14 protein-coding genes are annotated in these 13,781 nt (G+C 52.1%); 8 read left to right on the plus strand and 6 right to left on the minus strand.

Annotated features, from left to right (window positions below; all coding sequences use genetic code 11):
* Positions 1-90: 90 nt before the first annotated feature.
* Entirely contained in the window at positions 91-918 is an 828-nt protein-coding gene (gene nadE / locus VH187_RS14245) for an ammonia-dependent NAD(+) synthetase (RefSeq protein ID WP_329702108.1), read from the minus strand.
* 221 nt (positions 919-1,139) lie between these two features.
* Here nadE and osmE point away from each other — a divergent pair, with 221 nt between their 5' ends.
* The 7 genes from osmE to chbG all read left to right on the plus strand — a co-directional run bounded on the left by osmE (position 1,140) and on the right by chbG (position 7,018).
* Entirely contained in the window at positions 1,140-1,478 is a 339-nt protein-coding gene (gene osmE, locus VH187_RS14250) for an osmotically-inducible lipoprotein OsmE (RefSeq protein ID WP_329702109.1), read from the plus strand.
* Between the two features lie 296 nt (positions 1,479-1,774).
* Positions 1,775-2,095: a PTS N,N'-diacetylchitobiose transporter subunit IIB gene (gene chbB, locus VH187_RS14255; protein WP_329702110.1), complete on the plus strand. Its 321-nt coding sequence runs from the start codon at positions 1,775-1,777 to the stop codon at positions 2,093-2,095.
* Positions 2,096-2,185: 90 nt separating this feature from the next.
* Positions 2,186-3,544: a PTS N,N'-diacetylchitobiose transporter subunit IIC gene (gene chbC / locus VH187_RS14260; protein ID WP_329702111.1), complete on the plus strand. Its 1,359-nt coding sequence runs from the start codon at positions 2,186-2,188 to the stop codon at positions 3,542-3,544.
* 54 nt (positions 3,545-3,598) lie between these two features.
* Positions 3,599-3,946, plus strand: coding sequence for a PTS N,N'-diacetylchitobiose transporter subunit IIA (chbA, locus tag VH187_RS14265; protein ID WP_329702112.1), 348 nt, complete (start codon positions 3,599-3,601; stop codon positions 3,944-3,946).
* 30 nt (positions 3,947-3,976) lie between these two features.
* Positions 3,977-4,801 (plus strand): transcriptional regulator ChbR, encoded by an 825-nt coding sequence (chbR, locus tag VH187_RS14270; RefSeq protein WP_329702113.1) that lies wholly within the window; start codon positions 3,977-3,979, stop codon positions 4,799-4,801.
* A gap of 99 nt (positions 4,802-4,900) precedes the next feature.
* A complete protein-coding gene (locus tag VH187_RS14275; protein WP_329702114.1) occupies positions 4,901-6,247 on the plus strand; it encodes a 6-phospho-beta-glucosidase in 1,347 nt (448 codons plus the stop codon).
* Between the two features lie 12 nt (positions 6,248-6,259).
* Positions 6,260-7,018, plus strand: a complete 759-nt coding sequence (gene chbG, locus VH187_RS14280) for a chitin disaccharide deacetylase (RefSeq protein ID WP_329702115.1) — start codon at positions 6,260-6,262, stop codon at positions 7,016-7,018.
* A 76-nt stretch (positions 7,019-7,094) separates the two neighbouring features.
* On the opposite strand, the gene katE is transcribed toward chbG, so the two are convergent.
* Entirely contained in the window at positions 7,095-9,353 is a 2,259-nt protein-coding gene (gene katE, locus VH187_RS14285) for a catalase HPII (RefSeq protein WP_329702116.1), read from the minus strand.
* Positions 9,354-9,575: 222 nt separating this feature from the next.
* Here katE and cedA point away from each other — a divergent pair, with 222 nt between their 5' ends.
* Complete coding sequence (cedA, locus tag VH187_RS14290; RefSeq protein ID WP_329702117.1) at positions 9,576-9,818, plus strand: cell division activator CedA; 243 nt, start codon at positions 9,576-9,578, stop codon at positions 9,816-9,818.
* 69 nt (positions 9,819-9,887) lie between these two features.
* Here cedA and VH187_RS14295 read toward each other — a convergent pair whose 3' ends face one another.
* From VH187_RS14295 to kduD, 4 genes are all read right to left on the minus strand, one after another.
* On the minus strand, positions 9,888-11,279 hold the full coding sequence (locus VH187_RS14295) for an L-cystine transporter (RefSeq protein ID WP_329702118.1): 1,392 nt from the start codon (positions 11,277-11,279) through the stop codon (positions 9,888-9,890).
* Between the two features lie 131 nt (positions 11,280-11,410).
* Entirely contained in the window at positions 11,411-12,151 is a 741-nt protein-coding gene (locus tag VH187_RS14300) for a lipopolysaccharide core heptose(II) kinase RfaY (protein ID WP_329702119.1), read from the minus strand.
* A 125-nt stretch (positions 12,152-12,276) separates the two neighbouring features.
* Positions 12,277-12,867: a metal-dependent hydrolase gene (locus VH187_RS14305; protein ID WP_329702467.1), complete on the minus strand. Its 591-nt coding sequence runs from the start codon at positions 12,865-12,867 to the stop codon at positions 12,277-12,279.
* Between the two features lie 95 nt (positions 12,868-12,962).
* A complete protein-coding gene (kduD, locus tag VH187_RS14310; RefSeq protein ID WP_329702120.1) occupies positions 12,963-13,724 on the minus strand; it encodes a 2-dehydro-3-deoxy-D-gluconate 5-dehydrogenase KduD in 762 nt (253 codons plus the stop codon).
* Between the last annotated feature and the right edge of the window lie 57 nt (positions 13,725-13,781).

Raw genomic sequence — 13,781 nt, forward strand, 5'->3', positions numbered from 1 at the left:
ATCAAAATTGTACAACGATGGGGGGCTTATCTGGCTGTCAGAGAGAGTGAAGCGGCCCGACAACGGCATAGTCGCCGGGCGTAAAACGAATTAACGCTTCCAGAAATCGTCAAAAACCGTGATCGGTGGGCGACGCTTATGTTCAGTTTTCAAATACCAGCCCTCGATGATTTTGGCGATGCCCGCGTCAACCGGTTTGCCTTCAAGATAATCATCGATGTTGTCGTAGGTTACGCCGAGTGCTGCTTCATCTGGCAGAGAAGGGCGGTCGTCTTCTAAATCGGCGGTCGGGGCTTTCTTATACAGATGCTCCGGGCAGCCGAGGGTGGCTAATAGTTGTTTGCCCTGACGCTTGTTCAGACGGAAAATCGGGTTGATGTCAGTGCCGCCGTCGCCGTATTTGGTGAAAAACCCGGTGATCGCTTCTGCTGCGTGATCGGTGCCGACCACCACGCCTTTGGTCATCCCGGCGATGCTGTACTGGGCTTTCATGCGCTCGCGTGCTTTTTCATTGCCGCGAATGAAATCACTCAACTCAATGCCGGCTTCACGCAGCGCTTCTTCGCTGGCGAGCACCGCGCCTTTGATATTGACCGTCAGAACACGGTCTGGCTGGATAAATTCGATGGCGTCCTGGCAATCCTGCTCATCGGCCTGAACGCCGTATGGCAGGCGCACGGCAATAAACTGCAGGCTGGCGTCACCGGTTTCTTTACGCAGTTCGCTGATGGCAAGCTGGCACAGTTTTCCGGTCAACGTGGAATCCTGACCGCCGCTGATGCCGAGCACCAGTGACTTAATAAATGGATAGGTTGTGAGATAAGACTTCAGGAAATCTACGCTACGGCGGATCTCTTCTTCGCTGTTGACCTGCGGCTTAGCGCCCAACGCCGCGATAATCTCTTGTTGCAGAGCCATTTACCCCTCCCCGAAAAGGTTGTCGTGTATCCGCTAAAGCTACCTCTTTGTGGATAAAACGACAAGGATCACAGTTTTGACTGACGGAAAAACCCCCGATTCAGCAGCATAGCGCATTATTACCAGAGTTATCCGAAAGTTACGGTAAATCACTCGTTGGGTTGAAAAATAGCACTATTTATTCCAGGCTTATAACACACTGATAAAAAAGAGGACGGAATATGAACAAGAACGTAGCGGGAATTTTAGGTGCAGCAGCAGTACTGACCATGTTGGCGGGTTGTACCGCCTACGATCGCACTACCGACCAGTTCACACAGCCGGTGGTGAAAGATGTTAAAAAAGGCATGAGCCGTGAGCAGGTCATGCAGATTGCCGGTAAGCCTTCTTCTGAAATTACGATGATTCATGCCCGTGGTACTTGTCAGACTTACATGCTGGGTCAACGGGATGGTAAAGCACAAACCTATTTTGTCGCACTGGATGACACCGGTCACGTAGTCAATTCTGGCTACCAGACCTGTGCTGAGTACGATACTGACCCGCAGGCTGCTAAGTAACCGAATCACACATTCTGCTGAGTCCTGAGCAAGCCCGGCCTTTTGGTCGGGCTTTTTGTTTGGCTCAAGCTGCTTATTTAATTGCGCGAATTATTTGCCAAAATGTGAGGGTAGTCATAACCGAAGGTCAAGGAGAGACAATTTAGGTCTACCAGGAATTATCTTGCCGTAGTGCGATGCCGTATACTCACCTCATAAACACAAAGTAACAATTCGTTACCGCCATAATCCCGCCCCGTTGCGAACAGGATGCATTCCCCGGCGGCGGTTAGAAAATACACATTGAGGAAGCGAGTATGGAAAAGAAACATATCTACCTATTCTGTTCTGCGGGCATGTCCACCTCACTGCTGGTGTCGAAAATGCGCGCACAGGCTGAGAAATACGAAGTGCCAGTGGTGATTGAAGCCTTCCCCGAAACCCTTGCAGGTGAAAAAGGTGAAGCCGCCGACGTTGTATTATTAGGCCCACAAATTGCGTATATGTTGCCAGAGATTCAACGTCTGCTGCCCAATAAGCCAGTGGAAGTTATCGATTCTATTTTGTATGGCAAAATAGATGGTTTAGGCGTGCTGAAAGCCGCCGTCGCTGCTATTAAGAAAGCCGCAGCACAATAATTTTTTAATTTTGATTTAATTTTCCCGTCAAAGAGTAATTTCACACACAATCGCCGTAATATTTTATTACGGCCTTTAAGGGTATTTTCTATGAGTAAAGTTATTAGCTCTCTTGAAAAGGTACTCCTTCCTTTTGCTGTCAAAATAGGAAAGCAGCCGCACGTCAATGCGATTAAAAACGGCTTTATTAAGTTAATGCCGTTGACCCTCGCAGGGGCCATGTTTGTTCTTATCAACAACGTGTTTTTGAGTTTTGGCGAAGGCTCGTTCTTCTTTTCTATGGGCATTCGGTTAGACGCTTCGACCATTGAGACCCTGAATGGTTTTAAAGCCATCGGCGGCAACGTGTACAACGGTACGTTGGGCATTATGTCGCTGATGGCGCCTTTTTTCATAGGCATGGCGTTAGCTGAAGAACGTAAAGTCGATCCGTTCGCGGCGGGGCTGTTAGCCGTCGCGGCATTCATGACCGTTACACCGTACAGCGTGGGCGAAGCCTATGCCGTCGGTGCGAACTGGCTGGGTGGGGCAAACATCATCTCCGGGATTATTATCGGCCTGGTGGTGGCAGAAATGTTCACCTTTATCGTGCGCCGTAACTGGGTGATTAGACTGCCAGACAGCGTGCCGGGCTCGGTGTCTCGCTCGTTCTCTGCGGTTATTCCAGGCTTCATTATTCTGTCCATCTTCGGCGTTATCGCCTGGGCGTTGACGCACTGGCAGACCAACTTCCACCAGATCATCATGGATTCCATTTCTACGCCGCTGGCGTCGATGGGTGCGGTGGTGGGTTGGGCGTACGTTATCTTTACTTCGCTGTTGTGGTTCTTTGGTGTGCACGGTTCTCTGGCGCTCACCGCGCTGGACAACGGCATCATGACCCCATGGGCGCTGGAAAACATCGCGACGTATCAGCAGTACGGTTCTGTGGAAGCGGCGCTGGCAGCCGGTAAGAGCTTCCATATGTGGGCTAAACCGATGCTGGATTCCTACATCTTCCTCGGTGGTACGGGTGCGACGCTGGGTCTGATCATCGCCATCTTCATTGCTTCTCGCCGCGCTGACCATCGTCAGGTTGCGAAGCTGGCGCTGCCTTCAGGCATCTTCCAGATTAACGAACCGATTCTGTTTGGTCTGCCGATCATCATGAACCCGGTGATGTTCATTCCGTTCATTCTGATTCAACCGCTGTTGGCCGCGATTACCATGTCCGCTTACGGTTTAGGGATTATCCCACCGATCACCAACCTGGCTCCGTGGACGATGCCAACTGGTCTGGGCGCATTCTTTAACACCAACGGTAGCGTCGCCGCTCTGCTCCTGGCGTTCTTCAACCTTGGCGTATCGGTGCTGGTTTACCTGCCATTCGTGGTGGTGTCGAATAAAGCACAGGCCGTGATTGATGAACAAGAGAGCGAAGAAGATATCGCTAACGCACTGAAATTCTGATGTAACGCGGTGCGGGGTTCACCCCGTACCGCCAGACGTAAAGAGGGAAAGAGTATGTTCGATCTGGAGAATATCGTGGCAGATGAGGCGCAGCAAAACGACCTCGAAGAAGTGGTGATGGGGCTGATTATTAACTCCGGACAGGCCAGAAGCCTGGCGTACACCGCGCTGAAACAGGCCAAACAGGGCGATTTCGTCACTGCAAAGGCAACGATGGAACAATCCCGCGTGGCGCTGAGCGAAGCGCATCGCGTACAAACGCAGCTCATCGAAAGCGATGAAGGCGAAGGCAAAATGAAGGTCAGCCTGGTGCTGGTGCATGCGCAGGATCATCTTATGACCTCAATGCTGGCCCGTGAGCTGGTTGCCGAATTGATTGAGCTTCACGAGAAGGTACAATAACAGGCAGATACCACGATGAGGCAACCCAAGATGATGACCCTGGAAATCAGTACCGCACTTGAACAACAACTGTTTAACGGTAAAAATTTTCATGTCTTCATCTACAACAAAACGGAAAGTATCAGCGGGTTACACCAGCACGACTACTACGAGTTCACACTCGTGCTCACCGGGCGCTATTATCAGGAAATCAATGGCAAACGGGTGATGCTGGAACGCGGGGATTTTGTTTTCATCCCGATGGGGTCATATCACCAAAGCTTTTATGAGTTCGGTGCGACCCGCATCCTGAATGTAGGCATCAGCAAACGCTTCTTTGAGGAACATTATCAGCCGCTGATGCCGAGTTTCCTGGTTGCCTCTCAGGTCTACTCTGTTAAAAGTGCCTTTCTCAGCTATATAGAGTCGGTTATTGCCTCACTCAATTTTCGCGAAAGTGAATTTGATGAGTTTATTGAAGTGGTCTCATTCTATGTGATTAACCGCCTGCGTCATTTTCGTGAGGAGCAAACGCAGGATGTTATCCCGCAGTGGCTAAAAACCACCGTAGAAGAGATGCATGATAAACATAAATTTGGCGAAGGCGCGCTGGAAAATATGGTGGCGTTATCCGGTAAGTCACAGGAATATTTGACCCGGGCGACACAGCGTTTTTACAGCAAGACGCCAATGCAGATTATTAATGATATCCGCATTAACTTCGCCATGAAGCAATTAGAAATTACCAATTATTCGGTGACCGATATTGCGTATGAATCAGGTTACAGCAGTCCGAGTCTGTTTATTAAGACCTTCAAAAAGCTGACCTCATTTACACCAAGCAATTATCGCAAGCAACTCACCGTCATTAATTAATAGCGTGCGGTTCGCCGCACCTACCGAATTCGTTTAGCTATCCGCGCATGATGTGGAGAGTCAACCACACGTTGTTTGCGGGTCACTTGGGAGAAAGTTATGAGCCAGAAATTAAAAGTTGTGACTATCGGCGGCGGCAGCAGCTATACCCCGGAATTACTGGAAGGTTTCCTCAAGCGCTATCATGAACTGCCGGTTACCGAGCTGTGGCTGGTCGATGTTGAAGAAGGGCAGGAAAAACTCGACATCATCCACGCGCTGTGTGAACGCATGGTGCAAAAAGCCGGTGTGCCGATGACGGTGCACAAAACCCTTAACCGCCGCGAAGCGCTGAAAGATGCCGATTTCGTGACCACGCAGCTTCGCGTCGGCCAGTTGAAAGCGCGTGAAAAAGACGAGCGCATTCCACTGAGTCACGGTTATCTCGGCCAGGAAACCAACGGTGCCGGTGGCCTATTTAAAGGGCTGCGTACCATTCCCGTGGTGTTCGACATCATCAAAGACGTGCAGGAAATCTGCCCGGATGCATGGGTGATTAACTTCACCAACCCGGCGGGCATGGTGACCGAAGCGGTTTATCGTCATACCAATTTCAAACGTTTTATCGGCGTGTGTAACATTCCGGTAGGCATGAAAATGTTCATCACCGATGTGTTGCAACTCTCTGACAAAGACGACCTGTCTATTGATCTGTTCGGCCTGAACCACATGGTGTTTATCCGCGACGTTATCGTGAATGGCAAATCACGCTTTGCGGAACTGCTCGACGGCGTGGCCACCGGTAAGTTGACCGCCAACACCGTGAAAAACATCTTTGATATGCCATTCAGCGAAGGGCTGATTCGTTCCCTGAATCTGCTGCCGTGCTCTTATCTGCTGTACTACTTCAAGCAGAAAGAGATGCTGGCTATCGAAATGGGCGAATACTACAAAGGCGGCGCGCGCGCTCAGGTGGTGCAGAAAGTCGAGAAGCAGCTGTTCGACCTGTATAAAGATCCGGACCTGAATATTAAACCGAAAGAACTGGAACAGCGCGGCGGGGCGTACTACTCGGACGCAGCCTGCGAGGTTATCAACGCCATCTACAATAACAAGCAGACGGAGCATTACGTCAACGTGCCGCACCACGGGCATATAGACAATATTCCGGCAGATTGGGCGGTAGAGATGACCTGTATTCTTGGCAGCGAAGGGGCGAAGCCGCATCCGCGACTGACCCATTTCGATGACAAAGTGCTGGGGCTGATTCATACCATCAAGGGCTTTGAAGTGGCGGCAAGCCATGCGGCGCTGAGTGGTGAGTTTAATGATGTGCTGCTGGCGCTGAATTTAAGCCCGCTGATCCATTCAGATAAAGACGCTGAAGTGCTGGCTCGCGAGCTGATCCTCGCCCATGAAAAATGGTTGCCGAACTTTGCCGAAACGGTGAAAACCCTCAAGCAGTAAAAGGAGTTGCAGATGGAACGTGTGCTCATCGTCAATGCCGATGACTTTGGTCTCAGCAAAGGGCAAAACTACGGTATTGTCGACGCCTGCAAAAACGGTCTGGTGACCTCCACTACCGCGCTGGTGAACGGCGTGGCTATTGAACATGCGGCTCAGTTGAGCCGCTGTTTACCTGAACTCGCGGTGGGGATGCATTTTGTGCTCACGCTCGGCATGCCGCTGTCGGCAATGCCAGGCCTGACGCGCGAGGGCAAACTGGGCAAATGGATTTGGCAGATGGCAGAAGAGGATTCTCTGCCGCTGGATGAAATTGCGCGTGAACTGGACTGCCAGTATCACCGCTTTGTGGACCTGTTCGGTTGCGAACCTACGCATTTCGACAGTCATCATCATGTGCATATGATCCCGCAGATTTTCCCGATTGTAGCGGCGTTTGCCAAAGCGAAAGGGGTGGCGATGCGTATCGATCGCAATCTGCAAAAACTGCATAGCCTGGATGCGCAAGGCGTACGCAGCAGCGACGGATTCGCCAGCGAGTTTTATGGCGATGCCATCACGGAAGTGTTATTCCTGCAAACGCTGGAAACCTCGGCGCGGGCAGGGGAGTCATCGCTGGAAGTGATGTGTCATCCGGCTTTTGTCGATAACACCATTATGGGCAGCGCGTACTGCTACCCACGTTTGACTGAACTGGACGTGTTAACGTCGCCATCGCTGAAATACGCGGTCGCGGAGCACGGCTACCGTCTCGGGACTTACCGCGACGTATAGAATGTCACTGTTGGTGCCCAGTTCTCCCTGGGCACCGTGTTAGGGGTTAGGCCGGGCGAGAGTTCCCGGCATTTTTTTAGGCTGGAATAGTCGGGATTTTTGCCGCTCGTGACCACACCCGATGTGCCGCCAATAAGCCCAGGAAATCCTCCGTCAAACTCTTCGTCACGCTTTCCCCTTCCGCTATGCCTTCTTCGCCTTTATCCGCCACGCTAAGGAGTGTTTTGAAGCGACGGGCATCGCCAGCCAGCAGCAGCGGTTTGAGATGCTTATACGCTTCGAGCAGGTAATAACGGGCATCGCCGCTCTTTTCAAGGCTACTGATATCGCCTGCGGGCACGGCTACGGCATCCACTGTCAGCGAAGGTGCTGCGGCAAATGTGGCATTAATCGTCAGTACCGAACCATCATCCGCAGTCAGTTCGCCCATTCGGCTGTAGAGTAATTTCGCATGCACGCCTTGCGCTTTCAGCCCTTTCAGTAAGGTCAGCAACTCCTTCGCGACGGGTTTATCACTCAGAAGGACACCGACAACGCGCCCTTTAATGCTTCCGCCAGGGGTGGCGTACAGGCTCAGCGTCGGGTCTTTCTTCAGCCCGTTTACATCTGGCGGAGCAGAGCGTGTGCGCTGTTCTTCGCTGAGGGTTAACCCCAAGTTGTCGCCGACTTTCTGTGCCAGTTGGATATCAATAGACGCCAGTTGATCGACCACGCGCTCACGGATATACGCCCGGGCTACTTTGCCTAGTTCAAAGCTAAAGGCGTCAACAATATGCTGTTGTTCGATCGGCGTCTGACTGAGCCAGAACAGACGCGGATGTGCATAATATTCGCCAAAGGAAGGGCTGCGCTCGCGAATTTTATCGCCGTCGACCCGCGCCTGATAAGACTCAAAGCCCCCGCGTTTTGGCCCCGGTGGCGTTTCTCGCGGCCAGTTGTCGTTAATCGAATTCGGCTCGTAGTTGGCCGGATTGGTGTCAATGTCCATCCGGTGCATGCCATCACGCTGGAAATTGTGGTACGGGCAGGTCGGGCGGTTGATCGGGATTTCATGGAAATTGGGGCCGCCAAGTCGGCTGATTTGGGTGTCGGTGTAGGAGAATAAACGCCCCTGCAACAGCGGATCGTTACTGAAATCAATGCCCGGCACGATGTGACCCGGATGGAACGCAACTTGCTCGTTTTCGGCGAAAAAGTTGTCCGGATTGCGATTCAGAACCATTTTACCCACGCGTTGCACCGGGACCAAGGCTTCGGGGATAAGCTTGGTAGGGTCGAGAAGATCAAAGTCGTACTTGAATTCATCGGCTGCGGGGATCAGCTGGAAACCCAGTTCATATTCTGGGAAATCACCGGCTTCTATCGATTCCCACAGCTCGCGGCGATGGAAGTCGGGATCTCGCCCGGTGAGTTTCTGCGATTCATCCCAGACCATAGAGGCCTTTCCTGCGATGGGTTTCCAGTGGAATCGAACAAACGTGGCTTCACCTTTGGCGTTTATCAGACGGAAAGTGTGGATGCCAAAGCCTTCCATGGTGCGGAAACTGCGTGGTAGACCTCGGTCAGACATCGCCCACATCACGTTATGCAAGGTTTCAGGCTGGAGAGAAACGTAGTCCCAGAAAGTATCATGCGCGCTGCCGCCCTGAGGGATCGCCCAGTGTGGCTCTGGTTTTACCGCGTGAACGAAATCAGGAAATTTCATCGCATCCTGCAAGAAGAACACAGGGGTGTTGTTGCCGACTAAATCGAAAATACCTTCGTCGGTATAAAATTTGGTGGCAAAACCGCGAATATCACGCACCGTATCGGCAGAACCCGCGCCGCCCTGGACGGTAGAGAAGCGCACGAATACGGGTGTGACTTTTTTCGGGTCAGTCAGAAAGCTGGCTTTGGTGATATCGCTGAGGTTTTTATAAGGCTGGAAATAGCCGTGGGCGGCGGAGCCTCGGGCATGAACAATACGTTCAGGGATCCGTTCGTGGTCGAAATGGGTGATTTTTTCCCGCAGGATAAAATCTTCCAGCAAGGTTGGACCACGGCTGCCGGCACGCAGTGAGTTCTGGTCATCGGCAATTCGTGTACCCTGATTGGTAGTCAACGGAACGTTTTCGCCACCTTTGCGAAAGGCCTCCAGAGCCTCCAGTTTCTCGCTTTGTGTCTCGGGTGCTTTCACGCTCCCGGGGGCTGTAGGAAATTCACCGGGCGCACTAGGGTGAGGGGGCGCAAGATGGGAATTATCGGCTGGAGCAAGGGAATCAAGTCCTGGTTTGGCTTCGGCGTCGTCGTGTACCGGGGAACCCTGAACGGTCTTTTTATCTGATTTCTTCGACATTGCACGCGTCTCCTGTTTCAGTCTGGAAAAAGGTTTTTTTTGCGTCAAAACTTGTTAACTATAGAACAACACAGGCAATGGCCCCGTCATTCTGAGACAAATGCCTGGTTTGCTGTGACGAATCAACAGCGAAGATCGCACGCAGGGCGCGACGATGGCGGCCACAATCGGCTATCATAGGGGGTTCATGACTTTGTTTTCTGTTTTGGTGCTTTTCCGCTTATGAAACCGTTGCGTCAACACAACAATCGCCCCGTTATTAGCTACGTGCCTCGTGTCGAACCGGCACCACCGGATCACGCCTCGAAGGTGGATGGCTACCGTGACGTCTGGCTGCTGCGTAAGAAGTATGTGGCATTTGTGTTGATGGGTGACAGCTTCCAGCAATCACAGGCTTTCACCGGGCCTGAAGCGGCACAGCGTTGGGCGATGCAGATGCGCCAGGAAGGGGAAGTAGAAGAATAGTGTCGTGGAACGAAATGCATAAAAAAAGCGCCGAATCGGCGCTTTTTTGCTGATGGCAGTCGAGCAACCTTAACGGTGCGCCAACTCTACTTCATCTTCGCTTTCCATCACTGTTTTGTCGGTCTGGCGCAGCCACTGGCTGGTCAGGGTTCCGGCGGTCATCGACCCGTTGACGTTCAGCGCGGTACGGCCCATGTCGATCAGCGGCTCGATGGAAATCAGCAACGCAACCAGCGTAACCGGCAGACCCATTGCAGGCAGAACGATAAGTGCGGCAAACGTTGCACCGCCACCGACGCCCGCAACACCTGCGGAGCTAACGGTCACAATACCAACCAGCGTTGCAATCCACAGCGGATCGAGCGGGTTGATGCCGACAGTGGGCGCAACCATCACTGCCAGCATTGCCGGGTACAGACCCGCACAACCGTTCTGGCCAATCGTGGCACCGAAGGATGCGGAGAAGCTGGCAATGGATTCCGGTACACCCAGACGACGGGTTTGCGCTTCAATATTCAGTGGAATAGAAGCGGCGCTGGAACGGCTGGTGAACGCGAAGGTCAGCACTGGCCATACCTTACGGAAGTATTTCAGCGGGTTAACACCGTTGGCACCGAGCAGCAAACCGTGAACCACAAACATGATCCCCAGACCAAGGTAAGACGCGACCACGAAACCACCGAGTTTGATGATGTCCTGCAGGTTCGAACCCGCCACGACTTTGGTCATCAGAGCCAGCACGCCATATGGCGTCAGCTGCATCACCAGACGCACCAGTTTCATCACCCAGCTTTGCAGGGTGTCGATGGCGGTCAGAACGCGTTTACCTTTCGGTTCATCGTCTTTCAGCAATTTCAGCGCGGCGACACCCAGGAAGGCGGCGAAAATCACGATGCTGATGATTGACGTAGGGTTTGCACCAGTCAGATCGGCAAACGGGTTTTTCGGTACGAAGGAGAGCAGCAATTGTGGCACGCTGAGATCAGCGACTTTGCCAACGTAAGTGCTCTGGATCGCATTCAGACGCGCGGTTTCAGCCGTTCCCTGTACCAGACCTTCAGCACTGAGGCCAAACAGGTTGGTCACCAGCACACCGACCAGCGCTGAAATCAGCGTGGTGAACAACAGAGTACCGATGGTCAGGAAGCTGATTTTACCGAGCTGTGACGCGTTATGCAGACGCGCGACAGCACTCAAAATAGAGGCAAAGACCAACGGCATTACAATCATTTGCAGCAGCTGTACATAGCCGTTGCCGACGACGTTAAACCATTGGATAGAGTCTTTGAGGACTGTGCTGTCTGCGCCGTAAATCAGTTGCAGTGCCAGACCGAAGGCTACGCCCATCGCCAGGCCTACCAATACTTTCTTGGCGAGACTCCAGTTTTTGTGCCGGGTTTGTGCCAGAGCAAATAGTAAGATAGCGAACACAACGACGTTCGCGATTAATGGAAAATTCATCCCCGTTCTCCTGGTGTCATTAGACGGCTCGAATGAGTGGCCGACTTTAATGTCGCAAGATTAGCAGAAGTGTGATGTAGCGCTTATATCCAAATGGAATGGTTTATTCCAAAAAGTTGCTCTCAGAGGGATTAGTGCGCAGTTTGGTTATTATCTATGCTGCTGCGACGGCTCTGCATTTTTCTGTGCTTTATTTTCAAGTGGCGCTTCATTCTTCTGGCAACCAGCGATTTCTCCCACAAACTCTGTGTTTCAACCGGCACGCCTAGGCGAATATTGGCTGTCACATAGTCCTCTACCGCCCGCCTGGCGCTATAGGGTTTACCTGACAGGTCAATAATCCTGATCCCTTGTTTACTCAGAATGAAGTTACCGCCGTGTGCATCGCCAGAAATAATTTCTCTGGCATGCATTTCCCGCATCGACTCTTTAATTTCAGATTTCATGGCCGGGGTGATCGCAGGAATATCTCGCAACTCCGGGCCGGGAATGTACTCAAAAAGCATGATCGAAACTTTGGCGAATGTGAGCACGCGCCGTTCGGCCAGCAGATAGAAGTTGTTGGGGAAGGTGTATCCATCCGACTCGGCTTCATCGATCCTATGGATAAGATTTTCATTATAGTTTTTGCAGAACAAGGATTTAGCGAAACGTTCAGCCAGTTTGCTGCGGGGGGAATAAATCTTGAGTACGAACTGACCATGTCGGGTGTCGAGTAAAGAGACATGGGTGTGAGGCTCACTTTTAAACACCATGGGAATGCTGATGTTTTTCACATTACACGAGAGAATATCGTCAAGGATTTCGAGATAACGGTCATCGAGGCTTTTATGGCAGACATGAAAACCTCGGTGCTTCAGTTTTGTAATCATAAAGTGAGCAACGAATGGGTCTAAATAGCGGTAAGGAAGCAGCGAATATCTGCATGATTACCCTTAACTTTAGCTTTCCCAGACAGAAGTCTACAAGTTCGTTCCGGTTTAAAAATAAACGACGATCAGTGTGTGCTCTGATGGCTTATAAATCGGTCGAAGCGTAATTGCAGTGAGCTGATGAGGCTTGATGACCAGCGTACGGCGCTGTTATCCGGCATCGACTGCGGCATCCAGACGGCATAGAAGAACAACGCCATGCACAAGAAACGTTCGAGTTGATTGCCTTTTCGGGGGGCCAGAATCGGTAAGCGGAACCGCCAACGGCACGGCCACAGGAGCGGAACGCCCGCGGGTGTCAGCATATCGGCGAGAATATGGCTGAGATAACCGAGGACCATCCCCTGAATGGCATCGGCGGGAACAATCCAGGTTTCAGGGACTTTGAGATAAAACAACGTCAGGCCGCCAAACACCGCCAGCAAACTGTGCGTGAACCCGCGATGACCGAACATTCGCGCGATGGGTTTGGCTATCCAGCTTAATCGTTGGCCGAGGAAGGATTTGGGGTGATCGATATCCGGCAGCAGACAGGTCAATACCGCAGCGGGAACGACATGCCACCAGTCACCTTGCGCCAGAACCGGGGTCAGTTCTGCATTTTTGGCAAACACCGCGCAGGCTATAGAGAAGAGCAGGTGGCCTTCCGCCGTCATGATAATACCCATCAAACTGTCAATTCATACAGTATAGGGATTTTATACAGTAGGCGGAAGAGGTGACGGTGTAACTGTTTGTCAAATTTGCGCGATTAACGGGCTAACCAACCGCCGTCGACCGCCAGCGTATAGCCGTTGACGTAATCGGATGCGCTGGAGGCCAGAAAAACCACCGGTCCTTGCAGGTCTTCCGGTGTACCCCAACGTTCAGCGGGGATACGCTCAAGAATGGCTTTATTACGATCTTCGTCTTCCCGCAGCGCCTGAGTGTTGTTGGTCGCCATGTAACCCGGTGCGATGGCGTTCACGTTGATACCGTGTTGCGCCCATTCGTTCGCCAGCAGGCGAGTGATGCCGAGTACGCCGCTCTTTGAGGCGGTGTAGGATGGCACTCTGATCCCGCCCTGGAACGATAACATGGAGGCGATATTAATGATTTTCCCGCCATCGCCCTGACGAATGAACTGACGTGCGGCGGCCTGAGCGAGGAAAAAGACCGATTTGAGATTGAGGTTCATCACATCATCCCAGTCCTGTTCGCTAAAGGTCAGCGCATCGTTACGACGTATAGTCCCGGCGTTATTCACCAGAATGTCGATGCGGCCCATTTCAGTGACCGCGCGGCTGACAATCTCTTCCACTTTATCCTGCTGGCTTAAATCGGCCTGAACAAAGCTAAACCGACGACCCAGCGCCTGAACGCGTTCTGCTGTCTGCTGCGGATTTTTTCGGCTGACGCCCACGATGTCGCAGCCCGCTTCGGCTAGCCCGAGCGCCATACCCTGGCCCAAGCCCGTATCACAGCCGGTGACGATGGCGACTTTTCCGGAAAGATTGAACGCATTGAGAATCATAAGCACTCCTCTGGCCTGTTTTTTATATGTTGTGGGGCAGGTTTATGCGAGAAGCAT

The sequence above is a fragment of the Scandinavium sp. genome (assembly GCF_036271055.1).
GTDB lineage: Bacteria > Pseudomonadota > Gammaproteobacteria > Enterobacterales > Enterobacteriaceae > Scandinavium.

What these genes read in the sequence shown, in the direction of transcription:
- nadE (WP_329702108.1), bottom strand. Translation starts at nt 918, where the DNA reads ATGGCTCTGCAACAAGAGATTATCGCGGCGTTGGGCGCTAAGCCGCAG.
- osmE (WP_329702109.1), top strand. Translation starts at nt 1,140, where the DNA reads ATGAACAAGAACGTAGCGGGAATTTTAGGTGCAGCAGCAGTACTGACC.
- chbB (WP_329702110.1), top strand. Translation starts at nt 1,775, where the DNA reads ATGGAAAAGAAACATATCTACCTATTCTGTTCTGCGGGCATGTCCACC.
- chbC (WP_329702111.1), top strand. Translation starts at nt 2,186, where the DNA reads ATGAGTAAAGTTATTAGCTCTCTTGAAAAGGTACTCCTTCCTTTTGCT.
- chbA (WP_329702112.1), top strand. Translation starts at nt 3,599, where the DNA reads ATGTTCGATCTGGAGAATATCGTGGCAGATGAGGCGCAGCAAAACGAC.
- chbR (WP_329702113.1), top strand. Translation starts at nt 3,977, where the DNA reads ATGATGACCCTGGAAATCAGTACCGCACTTGAACAACAACTGTTTAAC.
- VH187_RS14275 (WP_329702114.1), top strand. Translation starts at nt 4,901, where the DNA reads ATGAGCCAGAAATTAAAAGTTGTGACTATCGGCGGCGGCAGCAGCTAT.
- chbG (WP_329702115.1), top strand. Translation starts at nt 6,260, where the DNA reads ATGGAACGTGTGCTCATCGTCAATGCCGATGACTTTGGTCTCAGCAAA.
- katE (WP_329702116.1), bottom strand. Translation starts at nt 9,353, where the DNA reads ATGTCGAAGAAATCAGATAAAAAGACCGTTCAGGGTTCCCCGGTACAC.
- cedA (WP_329702117.1), top strand. Translation starts at nt 9,576, where the DNA reads ATGAAACCGTTGCGTCAACACAACAATCGCCCCGTTATTAGCTACGTG.
- VH187_RS14295 (WP_329702118.1), bottom strand. Translation starts at nt 11,279, where the DNA reads ATGAATTTTCCATTAATCGCGAACGTCGTTGTGTTCGCTATCTTACTA.
- VH187_RS14300 (WP_329702119.1), bottom strand. Translation starts at nt 12,151, where the DNA reads ATGATTACAAAACTGAAGCACCGAGGTTTTCATGTCTGCCATAAAAGC.
- VH187_RS14305 (WP_329702467.1), bottom strand. Translation starts at nt 12,867, where the DNA reads ATGACGGCGGAAGGCCACCTGCTCTTCTCTATAGCCTGCGCGGTGTTT.
- kduD (WP_329702120.1), bottom strand. Translation starts at nt 13,724, where the DNA reads ATGATTCTCAATGCGTTCAATCTTTCCGGAAAAGTCGCCATCGTCACC.